Genomic DNA, 16,353 nt, shown 5'->3' with positions numbered 1-16,353 from the left:
TATTTTAGCGCTTACAGCGACCTGATTTCGAGATGAATAAGAGGCTGTCCACGCCGCGTGCAATGGCGTTAGTGATAGGCATACTTATGCTTCTTGCGTTTCCTTGGAAGGCCAACTTCTCCACAAGCGAAGATGTTAAGAATGCCTTGAGAAAAACGCTTGCCGGCAACCATCTCCGCGTTGTCTCAATGAGAGGAAATTTCGCCAATCGTCCAACGTCCTGGGACTGGCAGCAAAACCTCCTCCGCACGGTAGAACTTGGATCCATGGTCCAACCTGGAGACAGAATTCATCCTTCAGACAACTTGGGCGACCTTGTTCTTGAGGATGACGGCAACACCTTCAGTATTCTTTGCTTTGAGGACGCTACCGACAGAGATGGCTGCTACGTCTTAGTATATTCCAATGGGAAAGTTCGGGGCAATGCCAGGCTCAAGATTCAAAAAAGATCTTTGGATTGGCTGACAGGAGCTAGCGGCAAGTAGGAGAGCACCGCTATCTACACCCGCGCGGCACTTCCTCGCGGGCTCTCCGCAAGCCGGCGGGCACGCTCGCGCATGCCGCAGGTGATGCAGCGGCTCTGACGGCTGGGATCACGATCGCAGATGCAGGCAAAGAGCATCGTGATCTTGTCTGTCTTCGCGCCTGAATTGATGTCCCGCAGCACCACGGATTTCATCTCACCTCCCGAAGAAACCTCCACACACGTGAAGCCATCGGGAATCAGGATGTCCATTTCATGGAAATCCACAGATGGCATCAGTTTCGTGAGCCTCTCGAATGCCGGCAGAGTCGCAGCCTTGTCGGCGGCGATGGTCGTGACTTCTGCACCGGCGAGGAACTTGCAGGCCTCCTGTGAACTGACGAGCAGTCTGAGGCGCAGCTTCTTGGTGCGAATGAGCTCGAGGTCGTCCGCGCTCATCTGAGACCAGCCCACCAGAGTGCGGCCCACCACCAGGATCTGTGACTCGAACACGGCCCGATCCAGCACACGGGAAAGGCTGAAGTCCTTGCGAAGTTCGTTGCGATTCGTGTACACCGCGACCATGCCACCGGGAAAGTCCTCCTCCAGCGGTGCCTGCACCAGTCGCGGGACCTTCACGTGGAAAAACTGCTCCAGTTCGTGATCGCCCGGAAGCGGGATGCCCTTCAGGGCAAGCCGGCGTCTTGCCAGGGAATCAAACTCCGAGAGGTCCATTCCGGAACGCATCATGGTTTCGCGGTCCAAGAGGATGCGATTGATGTCCGCCTCACGGCAGAGGCGTGCCGCGAGGTCCGCGGGCAGGCCCACCACGTCACCACTGTGGTCCTCGATGAGGTCACAGCGACCAAAGGCGATGCCGATGCGCACCCGAATGTTCACATACGCCCCTTCACGCGCGCGGCTGGGATGGTTGAATTGGAGGTTGTATTCGTCGATGCTCCGTACCAACACCCGTGCGGCCTGAATCGCCGCGAAGCAGCCGGCATTGTCTCCGGCAAAAGTGACCATGGCTCCGTCCCCGGTGAATTTCACAAAGAGGCTGCCGTGCTTTTTCGTGGCATGCTTCACCTGCTCAAACAGCGCCTTGGTCAGCAACAGCGCGGTTTCGGAGGACTCCCGGTGTTTCAGACCGGTGGAGTCCACCATGTCGACGAACATGATGGCACGCAATTCCATGGGGATTTTTTCGGAGAGGGGGAAGGCATCCTAGTAGGAGCGTACACGCGGAGCAAGAGTGATGGTTGTATTTGAATGAAAGGGCGTGGGAAAAAGGTGCGACGGTGAGCGGTGCGACAGTAGGAGGGTGGAAGTTTCCACCTCGTCTCTGGCTGGCAGTCCGTGGACTTTCTCTTCCCAAACCCACACAGAAACAACGCTGTAGATGCTACTCTCCACCGTCCTACCGTCCCACCGCTCATCGTCGCACCGCTTCCCGGAATCTTCTCTCCATCAACGCCTTTTGTGCTTGCTTCCGATCGGCATTTTTGAGAGGAAAGAGGGGAGCACACCAAAAACCTCTACGGATTTATGGAATTCCCACACGCGACGATGCCGCAGACTTTGCGGGTATTTGAGATTCAAAACGGTCTGGTCATCAGCGAGACGGGGCAGCAGGATGCGGACGATTTTGCCGCCGACTTCCAGGGGTTGCGCCACTTCGCTGACCGCGTGGGTGCCTCGCTTGAGCTGGGCAACTCCCTCTATGCCGCGCTGCATGAGCCGGAATTCACCTTCATGTTCCTGCTGCCTCCGGATGCCCAGGCCCAGCCCAGCCGGGCCACGGGTGCCATGATTTCGGCCAATGTCTCCAACAACGAGCTCCTCGTGAGCCTGCGCGCCCAGCAAGGACAGGGCTGAACCATTTTCCTCAATTCACGACCATGGCCAACGCCATCACTCCCTCCCTCCGCGCCAGCATGGAACGGCTGAAGCACGCGGGCGCCATCAATGGCCTCTGTCTCGCCTGGCGCCGTCAGGTGCTGGTGAGCCTCATGCCCTTTGAGGACTTCCGCATCGAGCAGGTCGTGCAGACCTTTCACGACGCGCGTGACCACTTCCAGGGCAACGGTGATCGCATGCTGGACTCCCTGTGGATGGGCTTCCTGGATGTGCACGCCATGTGCATCTTTGCTGGGGAAATCAGCGTCATCGTCCTGCACACCCGCCAGGAAGAATCCGACTTCATCACGGGCATCGTGAAGACTTTCCTGAATGACGCCCAGCTTCTCATCTCCGCCGCCCTCTCGCCGGCGAATGAGAACACCGAGGCTGAAGGAGATGAAGCCTGGCTGCCACAGCCGCCGAATCTGAATCCGAATCAGACGAATGTGATGGTGTAGGCGGGCAACAAGCTCGCCCCATTTGCATCGCGCTCCATTTGGACCTATGATGCGCGCGGATAGCGCGTCCATCAAACCAATGATCGCACACTCATCGAAGCCCTCGCGTGAGTCCAACGCAGATGACGCCCTGGATGAGCGAGCCGCTTGCAAGGCCGAAGTTACCCGCTACCAAGCAGTCGAAATCGGAGGGCAGGGAATCGGGGCAGAGGCCATTGGGGCGCAGGCCATCGGCGTGCTAGCGCTTTCCGCGGTAGCGGTCGGTGCCATTGCCATCGGGGCCCTCGCCATTGGGCGACTGGTGATCGGTCGTGCCAAAATCCGGCGCCTCGAAATTGACGAGCTTGTTGTCCGGCGACTTCGCGTCATAGAGGACATTCAGACAGGACAGACTCTTGAAGGCTCAAGCAAGGCCCCATGACCGACTCCGAAATTGAGAATGAATTCTACTGGGGACTCTATGGTGTCCTGAGCCACTGGCGAATGTGGCTCGGTGGGGATCAACTTCGCGCCGTCCATGTTGGCTTTGACTCCTTCAACACTGAGATCTCCATCAGCCTTCTCACCAACCGCGAGCCAGAGCTCGAACGTCAGAATATTGACCCATTCACAGAAGAGTACGGAGATGACTGGCCCACGGCGGACTGGAGATTGAGTTGTGTGAATCACACAGCCAAGCACCTGTTTCCTGACTGCGCCGGATTGCTGTCCTGGATGCGTGCAACCATCGACGCCATCGAAGACCAAAGCGAGAGCAGGAAGTTCAATGAGCGGATTCAAAAGCTGCTTTTCGGCGTGTTGACGGGCGATCAGATCAAGAAGGAGCTTGGACGCTTCCGAGATCGAGATGAGCCGCTACGAGTTCGCGTAGCGTGGTTCTTCGGAGAATCGCTGAATGGGTCGCTAGAACTAGGCCCATCGGCAAGTGCCGCAGTCTGACCCAGCATTAGGCGCAGCCAAATAGCCAAGTGGTAGGATTGTCGCCTCAACTTCTCTTCTGCGTATTTCGTGAAACAAGGGGGCCCCTCACCCCGCATCCTTTCTCCCGATCCGGAATTGCAGGACTCGGATTTTCCCACCATGAATCCTCCCACGCCTTCTCAGTCGCCCCTCACCCGCCGCCATTTCCTCACCCGCAGTGGCCTGGCCCTGTCCCCACTTGCCTTCCCCTTCGTGCTGAAGGGTGCACCGGCGGCGGCCAAGAATGAGGACACACTGAAGATCGGTCTCGTGGGTTGCGGTGGACGTGGTTCGGGTGCAGCGCAGCAGGCGCTCTCCGCGGACTACAACACCACGCTGCATGCCGTGGCCGAAGTGTTTCCTGAAAGGGCGCAGAATTCTCTGAAGGCCCTGGAGAAGGATTTTGCCAAGCGCGTGGACGTCCCGGAAGAGCGCCAGTTCATCGGCCTTGAGGCGTACAAGCAGGTCATCGCCATCTGCGACGTCGTCATTCTCGCCAGCCCTCCCGGATTCCGTCCGCACCATCTGCAGGCCGCCGTGGATGCCGGGAAGCACGTCTTCTGTGAGAAGCCCATGGCTGTGGACGCAGCAGGCTACCGCGTCGCGCTCGAGGCCGTGCGCAAGGCGAAGGAAAAGAAACTGAGCGTGGTGGCTGGCTACTGCTGGCGCCGCAGTGCCTCGCGTATCGAGGCCATGAAGCGCCTGCACGATGGCGAGGTCGGCGAGCTGAACGGCATCTTCTCCACCTACTACACCGGTCCGGTAAAGCCCATGCAAGAGGACTCCGCCCGCAAGCCGGAATGGAGTGATGTAGAGTGGCAGATCCGCAACTGGTACAACTTCTCCTGGCTCTCCGGCGACGGTCTCGTGGAGCAGGCCATCCACAGTGTGGACAAGGTGTGCTGGGCCATGAAAGACACCGCGCCGATTTCCTGCGTGGCCACCGGTGGCCGCCAGCTTCCCAATGCCGGGGGCAACATCTACGATCACTTCCACATCGCCTATGAATGGCCGGGCAACATCCTTGCCCACCTCGGCTGCCGCCAGATCAAAGGCTGCTACAACGAGAACTCGGACTACATCCGCGGCTCCAAGGGCACGCTGATCATCGGAAAAGGTGACAAGCCCTTCATCGATGGCGAGAAGCGCTGGCGCTTCCGTGGGGAAGAGAAGAACATGTACCAGGTGGAGCATGACGAGCTCTTCGCTGCCATCCGCAAGGGCGAGATGGTGAATGACGGCGACTGGATGCTCCACAGCACCATGGTGGGCATCATGGGCCGCATGGCCGCCTACACCGGCAAGAAAATCACGTGGGACGAGGCCATCAAGAGCGAGGAAGACCTTGCTCCTGAGGAGACTTTGAAGTGGGGGGACAAGTTCCAGCCCACCCCCATGCCCCGGCCTGGGGTGACTGCCTGAGGCGGCGGGTTCTCTTATCGAATGGAATGAAATAAGGGCCTGGCGCAGGGCGAACTGTCAGGCTCAAGTCTGCGATTGCAGCTTGAGCCCCCCTCCCCCTGTGCTAAGCCATCTCTGTCATGCGTCTCACCCACCTGCTCACCCTGACCACGCTTAACGCCGCCCTCTGTTCGGGCGCGGCGGCCAAGATCGAAAAGCCGGACTTCAACAAGCACATCAAGCCCATTCTTGAGGCGGCCTGTGTGCATTGCCACTCGGAGAAGTCCGACAAGGGGGGGCTGAAGCTCACCACGCTGGAAGAGGCGCTCAAGGGTGGGGACAATGGCACTTCTCTCGTGCCCGGGGACCCGGCCAAGAGCCCGCTTTACACGACCACGACGCTTGGGGTGGATGAAGACGAAGTGATGCCTCCCAAGAAGGAAGGTCTTCTTTCCAAGGAGCAGCAGGAACTCCTCAAGCTGTGGATCCAGCAGGGTGCCAACTGGCCCAAGGAAGTGAAGCTTGCACAGACCGTACGCGTGAACTTCGAGAAGCACATCCAGCCCATCCTCGAAGAGAACTGCGTCACCTGCCACAATCCCGAGAAGGCCAAGGGTGAGCTGAACATCGCCACCATGAAGGACGCCTTCTCCACGGGAGACAACGCGCCCGCCATCATCCCCTTCGAAGCAGAAAAGTCCGGCCTCTACGGTCTCACGACCCTCGACGCTGACGACGATGACCTCATGCCTCCCAAGAAGAGCGGCGGGCCGCTGAAGAAGGAGCAGACGGATCTTTTGCGCGCCTGGATTGAGCAAGGCGCCGTCTGGCCCGAGAACATCACCCTGAAGGCCAAGGAGAAGAAGGGCCCTGCCACCAACAATCCAGACAACCTGGCGCTGGTGCAGAAGATTCACGCCTTCATCGTGCAGACCTCGAAGGAAAAGGCCGAGGCGGAGATGAAGGCCTACGACAGCAAGGTTCCGAAGACCGAGAAGCCCTACAGCATGGTGGCCATCAAGGGTGGTGAGTTCCTCATGGGCAGCCCGGCCAGCGAGGCGAACCGCAAGGACGACGAAGGTCCGCAGGTGAAGGTGAAGGTGAAGCCCTTCTGGATGGGCAAGTTCGAGGTCACGTGGGACGAGTATCTCCCCTTCATGATCACGGATGTGGGCCGCAACAAGGATGGCTCGAAGCAGAAGTTCAATCCGGACGACGCCATCACGGAGATCACCTCCCAGCCCACCACGCCGTACACGGAAATGAGCTTCGGCATGGGCACGGACGGCTATCCTGCCATCTCCATGACCCAGCACGCGGCGAACAAATACTGCCAGTGGCTGAGCGCCCAGACCGGTCACTTTTACCGCCTGCCCACCGAAGAAGAATGGGAGTACGCTGCACGCGCCGGCACCACCACCGCCTACTACTGGGGCGATGACGTCTCCAAGGCGAAGGACCACGAGTGGTACTACGACAACGCTCCGAACTTCCAGTACGCGAAGGTCGGCCAGAAGGGACCCAATCCCTGGGGCCTGCATGACATCCTGGGCAACGTGGCCGAGTGGACGCTTGACCAGTATCAGCCGGACTACCTCAAGAACCTCGCGGCTCTGGGTGACAAGGCCACGGGCTACTATGTGCCCTCCACCAAGCCCTATCCTCACACGGCCCGCGGAGGTTCCTTCGATGATGATCCGGACAAGCTGCGTGCCGCCTTCCGTCGCGCCTCTCATGCTGATTGGAAGCAGCAGGACCCCCAGCTTCCCAAGAGCATCTGGTACCTGACTGACGCCAAGTTCCTCGGCTTCCGCCTCGTCCGCCCGCTGGAGATCCCCACGGCTGAGGAGATGTACAAGTACTGGAACAACGGCGTGGAGAAGGAGTAGTCCTCCCATGTTTTCGAAGATGCCGCGTGCTCCCCGGTGTGCCGGGATAGTACGCGGCATTTTTATTTTCGCGTGCCTTGCGCTGTTCGGCATTGCCGCGCACGCGGGTGACCTGCAGCGCCATTCCTACTCAAGGCCAGCGATGGGCTCGGTGTTTCGCATCGAGCTCTATGCACAAGACGCCACCGTGGCGGAGAAGGCAGCGGAGGCGGCATTCCAACGCATTGAGGCGCTCAATCAATGTGCGTCGGACTATCTCCCCGAGAGTGAACTCAGCCGGTTGAACAAAGCGCCGGCGAACTCGCCGATAAAGGTAAGCGAAGACCTCTTCGTTCTCGTTGCCCGTTCATCTGAGATTTCAGCTCAGACGGATGGCGCCTTCGATATCACGGCCACCTATGCCATCCAGCACTGGCGGCGCGCACGGAGGCAGAAGAAACTGCCCACCGCAGAGCAGACGCAAAGGGCGATCGCCATGACGGATTGGAGTGCCGTCAAACTCGACGAGAAAGAACGCACCGTGACCAAGATGAAGGAAGGTCTGCTCCTGGATCTTGGAGGCATCGGCAAAGGCTTCGCGGCAGATGCCGCGCTGGCTGTCTTGAAGGAGCACGGGATCACTCGAGCACTCGTGGCAGGGAGCGGTGACGTCGCCGCCGGAGATGCTCCGCCTGGCAAGGCTGGCTGGGACGTAGCGCTACGAACGTTTGAGGCGCCGGAAGAGAAGGAGCAGCTCACGCACGTCATGCTGAAGAACTGCGGCTGCTCCACCTCAGGGGATCTGCATCAGTTTGTGGAACTGGACGGCAAGCGGTACTCCCACATTGTGGACCCGAGGACGGGACTGGGACTCACGGATCGCATCGCCTGTACAGTGATCTCACCGGATGCGACTACCAGTGATGGATTGGCTACCGCGCTATGCGTGCTGGGGGTGGAGAAAGGGCTCCGTGTGGCGGAGAAATCGCAAGGTACCGTGGCCCGATTTGTCTGGCTGACTGAGGACGGGGTGAGACGCACACGGGAATCGTCCGGATTTCAAGGGCTGGTGCAACCAAAGTAGCCCGCATATGGAGCCAGAAAAGTTGGTTCGTCAGGAGACGCATCACTGAGGAGACAAGGGTGTCCCCGTTCCTTGGGGGGAGCGCTGTCACCGCGCCAAGGGAAAGCAGGAATTCCTCAAGGATCGAGGGCACCCCTCCCCCATTTCGTGAATCCACCCAGCGCGCCATCCTCACTACCAGCAATGATATCTGCGGCCGTAGTAGGGAGGCGGGCAGGAGTCGTAGCAGCCGGGACCGTAGGTGTAGCCGCCGTACACACGGGCCACAGGACGCGGGCCGTAGTAGTAGCCGGGAGGTGGCGGGCCGTAATAGTTATCCTGAGCGTTCCCAATCACCGCGCCAGCCAGCGAACCGAGAGCACCTCCAATGAGGGCACCTTCCAGTCCATTACAGCTCTGGTGACCGATGATTCCCCCGGCAATGGCACCGGTGGCAGCGCCAATCACCGTGCCGCGGGCTTCATTGGGGCCGGCATACGGATACGGATACGGGTAAACACAAGATGAGAGGAGAGACGCCGCAGCCAGGGAGCCGACTGCCGCAAGGCGAGCAGGATTGTTCATGGACACAGTGGGTGGTGGACGGACGGACTAGTGACGAGTGAAGCATGGCAGCTTGCACGGCCGCTCTGCGGTCCACTGTGGTGGACCAGCACTGGATGTGACCCGATCCCAAGTCGTGACAAAAAAGATCCGAAAATTTCGGATCTTTTTTCCACTTACCAGCCTCGGAGCGCCTTTGAGCGCGCCCTTTGCCCGATTAGTCCTTCAGCGAGAAGACTTCCACCTTGTCCGGGTGTCCTTTTACCTCGTGGGGTCCACAGGACTCAAACTGCGTGGCTCCGGCCTCCCAGCCATTGAGGAAGGCAGCGCTCACGAGCACGGCCTTGTTCGTCTGGCGGGTCAGCCCCTCGATGCGGAAAGCCAGGTTCACGGCGTCGCCAAGAGCGGTGTTGATGCCCTTGCCCATGGCTCCGAACGCCACCTCGCCCAAATGCAGGCCGATGCGACAATCGAGCACGATATTCCGTGTCTCACGCAGCATTTTCCGCGTGGGTGAGGAGGCATCCAGCTCGGTCTGGCGCAGCTGGCGAGCGGCCTCGACGGCACGGGAGCGGATGTCCAGCTCAATGCCCGGCCAATAGGCAAAGACGCAGTCACCGATGAACTTGTCGATCATCGCTCCACTACGCTTCATGATGGCGTTGCAGTCGGCGTACCACTCGCGCAGCACATCGGCGAGCTGCTCGGCGCTGAGCTGGGCTCCGAGTTGGGTGAATCCCTTCAAGTCGCCCACCAGCAGTGTGGCCTGGGCGGTCTTCACCGGCACGGGGGCGCGGCGCAGAACCTGCGTCTTCATGCCCACCATGGTGGTGTCGTGGTTGGAGATGGTGCTTTCGCTCTGGTCGAAGAGGTAGATGGCGCTACCGAACTGCAGGCGGTCGCCGTCGCGCAATACCCGCGCCGTGGTGAGCGCCACATCATTCACGTAGCTGCCGTTGGCACTGCCCAGATCCACCAGCCAGTAATGCACCCCCTCCCGGCGGATGGTGGCGTGTTGCCGGGACACCCCCGCGTCACCCAAGCGGATCGTAGCCTCTTCGCCACGACCGACGAGATTAAAATCGTCCAACTCGAATGTGTTCTCTCCTGCCAGTGATCTGAGAAAGGCTCCCATGTGATTGTATGTGTCTTTTCAACCGAATCGGACAGGCAAAGTCAAGGTTGCTTTTGCGAAACGTGGTGCAGAAAAGACAGCGCACGTGCGCGATGTGTTGATTAATTGGGATCTTTTTTCATGCCGTTCTCCTGCAAGAGATTCTGTGTTTGCGGCGGGGTGGATTCTGGCGTTTTAAACAGCATGCGCTACGCGGCTTTTGTCCTCTGCTTTGCCCTGCTGGTTTTAGGGCAAAAGGTCAGCGCACATACCGTGCCCAGCATGGTGGCTGAAGCAGAGTTCAACCCGGAACGTGAGGTGACGTTGCTGGTGAACCTCGATCCGCGTCTGTTTCTCACCGACCAACCCACCGCGATGCCTCCAATTCCGGCCTCGTGGTGGTTCCAGCAGAGCGAGGCAGAGCAGGCGGAGACGCTGAAAAAGGCCGCTGCGTACGTGGACACACAACTTCAGTTCCGCATCGGCGGGAGCGATTTCCGCGGGATCTGGAAAGCGCAGCCGGTGGATAGTGCCACTGTGGCCCCCCTCACTCCCTCCAGTGCGGAAGTACACCTGCTGGTGGAGCACAAGGGGCCGCTCCCCGAAATTGCCGGTGATTTCAAAATGACCGTGGCCCGAACCTGTGCTGTGGCCACCCTGCTGATGAACGCCATGGCCGGCGCAGAGCAGCGGCAGCCGCAGCTTGTCTTTCCAGGAGAATCCAGTCGAGGCTTTGCCTTGCCCCCAACGGGGGCGAAGGCCGCTGCAGGACAAGGCGCTCCCTCTCCTATCGCGAAGTCTGTTGCTGACGCCACGCCACAGGGGACCAAGAATGGCAGCACCGCGGGCTCCCTGGCGGGACTCCCGACGCACTCCCTGCTGGCGCACGCGTTGTTCGCCGTGGCGGTGACCTCCGTGCTCCTAGGACGCTCATGGAGCGCCGTGGTGGTCATGGTCGTGTTTCATCTCGCCTCCATGGCGGCTGCGTGGCTGACGTGGCAAGGGTGGTTACCCGTGGCGCTGGGTGGTTTGCCGAGGAATTCCTGGATGATGTTGGGCGGCACAGCTCTGGCCCTACTCCTGGTCCGGCGCATCCCCCCTGCCCTCTTGGGACTGGCGGTGGTCGCCGGCTTCCTCCATGGATGGGGCCCTTGGAATCTCCGGGTCTGGCAGGGTGCCGAGCACCCGTTGAGCAGTCTCTTCCGGCGGGAGGGCCTGCTCTTGGTGGTAGGACTGGTGGCGGTGGGCCTGGCAACGCCGTGCGTGCGCTACCTTGCCACCAAGACCTCGATGGGCCGGTTCTTTTCCGCTGAGGAGGGTTAAGAGACTCTAGCTCGGAGACGCAGTCTCCCTCGAACCAGTCTGCTCCTCAGAGGAAGCATCGCTTTCGCCTTCAGGTGCCGTTGGCTCCGCCTCAACTGCTTCCACTTCCTCATCGGCAGCCTCGGGCTCTTCAGCTTCATCTGCGGCCGACGCAGGCTCTTCGCTCACATTCTCGCCCTCCTCGGATTCGACCGCGCCAGTTTCGGCCAGCTCTGATTCGGGGGTTTCGGATTCAGTCACGCCGGTCTCGCCTTCTTCCAGCGCACCGGGTACAGGCTCAGACTCAGATTTCTCAGCTTCAAGCTTCTCGGAGGGAGCCTTCTCAGGCGCGCTCTTTGCAGCATCCCCCTTCTCAATCTTGCCGTCTGGAGTGAGGGTCACGCCGGCAATCCTGGCGGCTTCGACCACGGGGCCGCCAAAGCCCAGCAGCGTAGCAACTTCCTCCTGTACGGACTCGATTTCGTCCAAGCGCAGTTCCGGGTCGCGGATGATGAAAACCTCACCGCTCTTCCGATGTTCGTAGAGCAGCAATGTGCCCTGCTCGGTGTACTTCGTTTCCTTGGGGACAAGCTGCTTTTTTCGCTCAAGCATCAGTCCAAGGATGTAGCGGGCATGCTCCGTATGCTCCTGATCCTCATCGATGAGGCGGCGCAGCAGACTTTCGGGGCTCTCCTTGCTGGAGATTTCCACCTTCGGCTTGCCGGAGTCCGGTTTCACATAAGTGGTGCGCCAGTACGCCAGCGGCGTTCGGTCCTTCAACTCCTCATCCCAGACGTCCAGCGCCACGTCGCGGCGGACGAATTCGCCGCTCTCGTTGTCGAAGTAGATGGACGTGTGAAACACTTCTCCCTCTTCAAAGGGCCGCCCGGAGCGGGAGCATTCGTGGGAGCGGGACTTGATGTTCCAATTTTGCTGCACGTGAGGAAGGGAGACGGAGTCGTTGCGAAAGAAATATTGCCGCCAGTAATGATGCCGATCAGGCAGTCTTCACCGAGGAGCGATTCCGGCTGGGCTGCCATACGAACTGAACGAGCTCGCGCAGCCAGCGGAAGGAAATGCGGGGCAACTCCTTGTTCTGCGAGCGCAGGCGGAAAAGCCAGACGCCGAGCGCGCCGAGGATCAGGTGCGGGAACCATACGGCGAAGAATGGCGGAATGCGGGCGCCGCGGCCCAGGTTCAGGAACAGGTTGTCCAGGAACATGAGCACGAAGAAGAGGAGGACCGCATTGGCAATGCCCCCCACAAGGCCGCGCCGTGAGAACACCACCGCGAGTGGCGCGGAGAACATGACCACCACAAGGCACTGCCATGGCAATGCGAAACGGTAGAACAAATGCGCCCAGAAGGACGCCAGCTTCTTGCTCCCGTACGAGGAATTCGCCCGGATGTAGGAGATGAGATCCGGCACGCCAAGATAGTTGGGCGAGAGGGAACCGCTCATCAGCACCCACGGTGTCTCGCGGAAGCCAGTCAAATCCTTGCGTGAGTAGCCCGTGCCATCGAAGTCAAACTTCTGGATGGAGTCGACCTTGCCGTCCTTGTAGATGACCTCCACGCCATTGTACAGCGACCAGATGCCATCTTCACGCCACCACGCCGCGCTCTTGGCAAACCAGGCCTTCTCCAGCTTGCCGTCTGCGCCTTCCTGACGGACCTCAATGCGGCGCATCTTGTCCCGCACCAGATCACGCGGGACCGTGCCCACAAACCAGCTACGACCGATCTCCTCCTGATTCCGGTACACCAGCCCCATGACGAGGAAGTGCTGGTTGATGCGATCCTTCGCGCTCCCAAGGAGCTGCTCCTTGTTTCCTGCGGAAACCGGAGCCCAGTGATAGTTCGCGGCCATGCCCAGAAAGGCAGCATAACAAGCGGCAACGTAAATGGGACGAAGCACCTGGCCCAGGCTTTTGCCGGTGCCAAGCATGGAGATGAGCTCATTCGTGCGCGACATGCGCCCCAGGACGTACACCGTGGCCAGCATCAGGGAGATGGGGGCTACCGTCACGTAGATGAAGGGCACCATCTTCAGGTAGAACATCGCGATGTCCCCTCCCTTGATGCCGTTCTCCTGGAAGTCGGACATGTTGTCCAGAAGGTCCATGACCACCCAGAGCGTGCAGAATGCGATGAGGCAGAAGAAAAGCGGCTGGAGGAAGGAGCGCATCATGTAGCGCTCCATGATGCGGCTGCGCGCGTAGTACGTGAGCATCAGCGGTGGGGACAGCAGCAAACCGCAGAGCAGAAGCACCTGGATGATGAAGGCCGGGACGGAGATCACCTCCCCTGTCGTATTCAGGTAAACCGATTCAAAGAAAGTATAGCCCTGGCTCGTGATCGCCCAGACGGCGAGGTAGATCGAGGCGATCCAGGTGGGACGAATCATCTTCTCCACATTCGGCCATGCCCGGATGATGTAGACATGGTAGGCCAGCCCGCCTACCAGCACGAACAGGCGCATGTACGCCAGCATGTAGAGGACAAAGTAGGTGGGCGTGGGGGGTGCGACCCAGCTCTTCGGCAGCTCATTCGGGTTCGGCTCCGGTGGCATGAAAGCCTCGTGGTAGCCGAAAAGCTGGCAAAGCAGCATCACCACAAAGGCCAGCAGGAGGGCGCCCGGACCGGCGTAAGGGGAGCGGCGCAACCAGCGCCAGACCACACCTAGCAGACGCATGAGCGAGTCGCGGGCAGACTTGAGGAAATCCATGGGGTTGAGGACATGGAGACTCCGACAGATCGGGGGTGGAGTCAAGGGGTACGCTCCCCCCGGCAGCCTCCCTGAGGCGCTGGCTGCCGGTCCAAATCGTTCAAAAATACGCGTCTTTTACTTGTCGCGGCGGCGATTCCCCCCCGCCGGAGCCTGCTGCGGAGCAGGCATGACGGCGCTGGCGACCACCTCGGCCTCGGGCAGGGCAGCTTTAAGCTTGGCAGCCCCCGCCTCAGTCACCTTGGTCTCCCAGATGAAGACATCACGGAGGGTCTTCAGGCTGGAAAGCGCGGGGATGACGGCGTCCGTCACCTCGGTGCCGTAGAGGTTCAGGTAAGCAAGGTTTTTGCACTCGGCGAGCTGCTGCACGCCCTTGTCCGTCACCTTGGTCTTGCGAAGGTCGAGGCGGACGAGTCTGGGGAACGAAGCCACCGTCTTGAGGGAGGCATCTGTGATGACCGTCCGAGCAAGGTCCAAGTGGGCAATGTTGTCCTTGATGGGCAGGATTGCCGCGATCTTCGCGTCATCCGTCTTGCTTACTCCAGTGAGAAAGTCGACCCGCACCAGTGGCCCGCCCACCTGCAGGATGGTCACCTGGGCGCCAGCCTCCTGGACTTTCTTGAGCGCCTCCTTCGAAGGGGGTTGAAGGCCTTCGCTGAGCTTCTTGTACAGAATATCGTGCTCACGCTCCTTCGGCGCGGCCTTCGCGGTGGAGGGAGCGTCGGCGGGCTTGCCTGCCAAATTCCCTTCCCAATCGCCAAAATCGGCACCTTCTTCGATCCATGTCTTAAGCTTGGCAATTTCCTCCGCAGTCAGCGGGTCGCCCTTGGGAGGCATGAACATGTCATCGTCCTTCGGCAGGTTCACCACCTCAAACATGTAACTTTTTGCCGTGTCCTTAGCGACCAACGCAGGGCGTTTGCTCTCCCCCCCCTTCAGCATGGCCCAGGCGGCGTCCAGTCGGAGTTCCGCCTTGGGTTTTACGATTTTGCCGCCTTCTTCATGCTCTGCCTTGTGACATTTTACACACTTGGCCTCCAAGACGGGCAGGATTTCCGTTTTGAAGTTTACAGCTCCCTGCGCAGAAACGCCCATGAGCAGGGCGGCGATCGCAGGAACTTTGAAAAAATTTGGGTGAGCGGTCATGGTGGCACAAGGAAACGCTTGATGGATCACCCTGTTTCATGAAAAATCCGCCCATGTTTCCGGCTGCCCCTCCTGCCTTCAACCGCTTTGAAACCGAAGCACTTCTGCAACGCAACACGCTGGGAATCATCATGGGGGGGGGTGCGGGTACCCGTCTTTTCCCCCTGACGAAGGACCGCGCCAAGCCTGCCGTGCCCCTGGCAGGAAAGTACAGGCTGGTGGACATCCCCATCAGCAACTGCATCAACAGCGGTGTGCGCCAGGTGTATGTGCTCACCCAATTCAACAGCGCCTCGCTCAACCGGCACATCAGCCGGGCGTACAAGTTCGACCTGTTCAGCAATGGGTTTGTCGAAATCCTTGCTGCGCAACAAACCGCATCTGGTGTGGAGTGGTACCAAGGTACCGCGGACGCAGTCCGGCAAAATCTGAAGAACTTCACTCAGGGCAAGTACGAGTACTTCCTCATCCTCAGCGGTGACCAGCTCTACCGCATGGACTTCCGCAAGTTTCTGGCAAAACACATCCAGAGCGGCGCGGAAATCACCATCGCCACCATTCCTGTGGATGGAAAGCGCGCGAGCAGCTTCGGCCTGATGCAAACGAATGCCGCAGGACGCATTCTGAACTTTGTAGAGAAACCCAAAACTCCCGAAGCCCTCAAGCCCCTGGAGATGCCAGCGGAGATTCTGCGCGAGCTCAAGCTGCCCGAGAATGAGCCCCGGTACGAGGCGAACATGGGCATCTATGTCTTCAACCGCCAGACGCTGATCGAAGCCTTGGACAATGACATGGCCGACTTCGGCAAGCACATCATTCCCGAAGCCATCAAGAAGTGCCGTGTGCACAGCTATCCCTTCCAGGGCTACTGGGAGGACATCGGTACCATCGGAAGCTTCTTCGAGGCAAATCTGGATCTGTGCTCCGTGGTGCCAGCCTTCAACTTCTTCGACTCACAGGCACCCATCTTTACGCACGCGCGTTTCCTGCCTGCCACCAAGATCAACGGCGGCCACATTCATCATGCGCTGCTCTCCGATGGCTGCATTCTCACCGAGGCCACGATCGAGCGCTCCATCCTGGGCGTGCGCACCGTGGTGGAGGGGAACAGCATCATCAAGGAAAGCGTGATCATGGGAGCAGACTACTACGCCGGCGCCACCAATTGCCCCACAGACCGTCCGCCGCCCGGCATCGGCAAGGGCTGCAAGATTGAGCGCACGATCGTGGACAAGAATGTCCACGTCGGTGACGGCGTGGTGATCACGCCACGTGGCAAGCCCGAGACCTTCGATGGTCCCGATGGCATGTTCTACATCCGTGACGGCATCATCGTGATTCCGAAGAACACGGTGATTCCTCCGGGGACATGGATCTGATGTGG

Annotated in this window: 16 protein-coding genes; 10 read left to right on the top strand and 6 right to left on the bottom strand. The window is 59.8% G+C overall.

Annotated elements, in window-relative coordinates; genetic code table 11:
• Positions 1-32: 32 nt before the first annotated feature.
• Positions 33-485, top strand: a complete 453-nt coding sequence (locus tag DES53_RS19160; RefSeq protein ID WP_147263495.1) for a hypothetical protein — start codon at positions 33-35, stop codon at positions 483-485.
• Between the two features lie 14 nt (positions 486-499).
• On the opposite strand, the gene DES53_RS19155 is transcribed toward DES53_RS19160, so the two are convergent.
• On the bottom strand, positions 500-1,660 hold the full coding sequence (locus DES53_RS19155) for an adenylate/guanylate cyclase domain-containing protein (RefSeq protein WP_113959915.1): 1,161 nt from the start codon (positions 1,658-1,660) through the stop codon (positions 500-502).
• Between the two features lie 351 nt (positions 1,661-2,011).
• On the opposite strand from DES53_RS19155, the gene DES53_RS19150 reads away from it, so the two are divergent.
• The 7 genes from DES53_RS19150 to DES53_RS19120 all read left to right on the top strand — a co-directional run bounded on the left by DES53_RS19150 (position 2,012) and on the right by DES53_RS19120 (position 8,136).
• Positions 2,012-2,341: a hypothetical protein gene (locus DES53_RS19150; protein WP_147263494.1), complete on the top strand. Its 330-nt coding sequence runs from the start codon at positions 2,012-2,014 to the stop codon at positions 2,339-2,341.
• A gap of 23 nt (positions 2,342-2,364) precedes the next feature.
• Positions 2,365-2,823: a hypothetical protein gene (locus DES53_RS19145; RefSeq protein ID WP_113959913.1), complete on the top strand. Its 459-nt coding sequence runs from the start codon at positions 2,365-2,367 to the stop codon at positions 2,821-2,823.
• 79 nt (positions 2,824-2,902) lie between these two features.
• Entirely contained in the window at positions 2,903-3,244 is a 342-nt protein-coding gene (locus DES53_RS19140; protein ID WP_211325615.1) for a hypothetical protein, read from the top strand.
• A complete protein-coding gene (locus tag DES53_RS19135; protein WP_113959912.1) occupies positions 3,241-3,762 on the top strand; it encodes a hypothetical protein in 522 nt (173 codons plus the stop codon). Before DES53_RS19140 ends, DES53_RS19135 begins: the two co-directional genes overlap by 4 nt.
• Before the next feature lie 141 nt (positions 3,763-3,903).
• Complete coding sequence (locus DES53_RS19130) at positions 3,904-5,205, top strand: Gfo/Idh/MocA family protein (protein ID WP_113960159.1); 1,302 nt, start codon at positions 3,904-3,906, stop codon at positions 5,203-5,205.
• A gap of 119 nt (positions 5,206-5,324) precedes the next feature.
• Positions 5,325-7,073, top strand: coding sequence for an SUMF1/EgtB/PvdO family nonheme iron enzyme (locus tag DES53_RS19125; protein ID WP_113959911.1), 1,749 nt, complete (start codon positions 5,325-5,327; stop codon positions 7,071-7,073).
• 7 nt (positions 7,074-7,080) lie between these two features.
• Positions 7,081-8,136: an FAD:protein FMN transferase gene (locus tag DES53_RS19120; RefSeq protein WP_113959910.1), complete on the top strand. Its 1,056-nt coding sequence runs from the start codon at positions 7,081-7,083 to the stop codon at positions 8,134-8,136.
• A 174-nt stretch (positions 8,137-8,310) separates the two neighbouring features.
• Here the strand turns inward: DES53_RS19120 and DES53_RS19115 are convergent, their stop codons facing one another.
• Both DES53_RS19115 and DES53_RS19110 read right to left on the bottom strand, forming a co-directional pair.
• Positions 8,311-8,700, bottom strand: coding sequence for a glycine zipper domain-containing protein (locus tag DES53_RS19115; protein WP_113960158.1), 390 nt, complete (start codon positions 8,698-8,700; stop codon positions 8,311-8,313).
• A 196-nt stretch (positions 8,701-8,896) separates the two neighbouring features.
• A complete protein-coding gene (locus DES53_RS19110) occupies positions 8,897-9,814 on the bottom strand; it encodes an adenylate/guanylate cyclase domain-containing protein (protein WP_113959909.1) in 918 nt (305 codons plus the stop codon).
• Between the two features lie 183 nt (positions 9,815-9,997).
• On the opposite strand from DES53_RS19110, the gene DES53_RS19105 reads away from it, so the two are divergent.
• Complete coding sequence (locus DES53_RS19105; RefSeq protein ID WP_113959908.1) at positions 9,998-11,116, top strand: hypothetical protein; 1,119 nt, start codon at positions 9,998-10,000, stop codon at positions 11,114-11,116.
• Between the two features lie 6 nt (positions 11,117-11,122).
• Here DES53_RS19105 and DES53_RS19100 read toward each other — a convergent pair whose 3' ends face one another.
• The 3 genes from DES53_RS19100 to DES53_RS19090 all read right to left on the bottom strand — a co-directional run bounded on the left by DES53_RS19100 (position 11,123) and on the right by DES53_RS19090 (position 14,969).
• A complete protein-coding gene (locus tag DES53_RS19100; RefSeq protein WP_113959907.1) occupies positions 11,123-12,034 on the bottom strand; it encodes a hypothetical protein in 912 nt (303 codons plus the stop codon).
• A 58-nt stretch (positions 12,035-12,092) separates the two neighbouring features.
• Positions 12,093-13,823, bottom strand: coding sequence for an LptF/LptG family permease (locus DES53_RS19095; protein ID WP_113959906.1), 1,731 nt, complete (start codon positions 13,821-13,823; stop codon positions 12,093-12,095).
• Between the two features lie 117 nt (positions 13,824-13,940).
• The gene (locus DES53_RS19090; protein ID WP_113959905.1) at positions 13,941-14,969 is read right to left on the bottom strand and encodes a c-type cytochrome domain-containing protein; all 1,029 of its coding nucleotides are present in this window, start codon (positions 14,967-14,969) and stop codon (positions 13,941-13,943) included.
• A gap of 38 nt (positions 14,970-15,007) precedes the next feature.
• Between DES53_RS19090 and DES53_RS19085 the strand changes: the two genes are divergently transcribed.
• The gene (locus DES53_RS19085) at positions 15,008-16,348 is read left to right on the top strand and encodes a glucose-1-phosphate adenylyltransferase (protein WP_211325614.1); all 1,341 of its coding nucleotides are present in this window, start codon (positions 15,008-15,010) and stop codon (positions 16,346-16,348) included.
• Positions 16,349-16,353: the final 5 nt, after the last annotated feature.

The sequence above is a fragment of the Roseimicrobium gellanilyticum genome, assembly GCF_003315205.1.
Taxonomy (GTDB): domain Bacteria; phylum Verrucomicrobiota; class Verrucomicrobiia; order Verrucomicrobiales; family Verrucomicrobiaceae; genus Roseimicrobium; species Roseimicrobium gellanilyticum.
The sequence above is the reverse complement of the archived record's forward strand: the minus strand, read 5'-3'. Positions and strand labels throughout refer to the sequence as shown.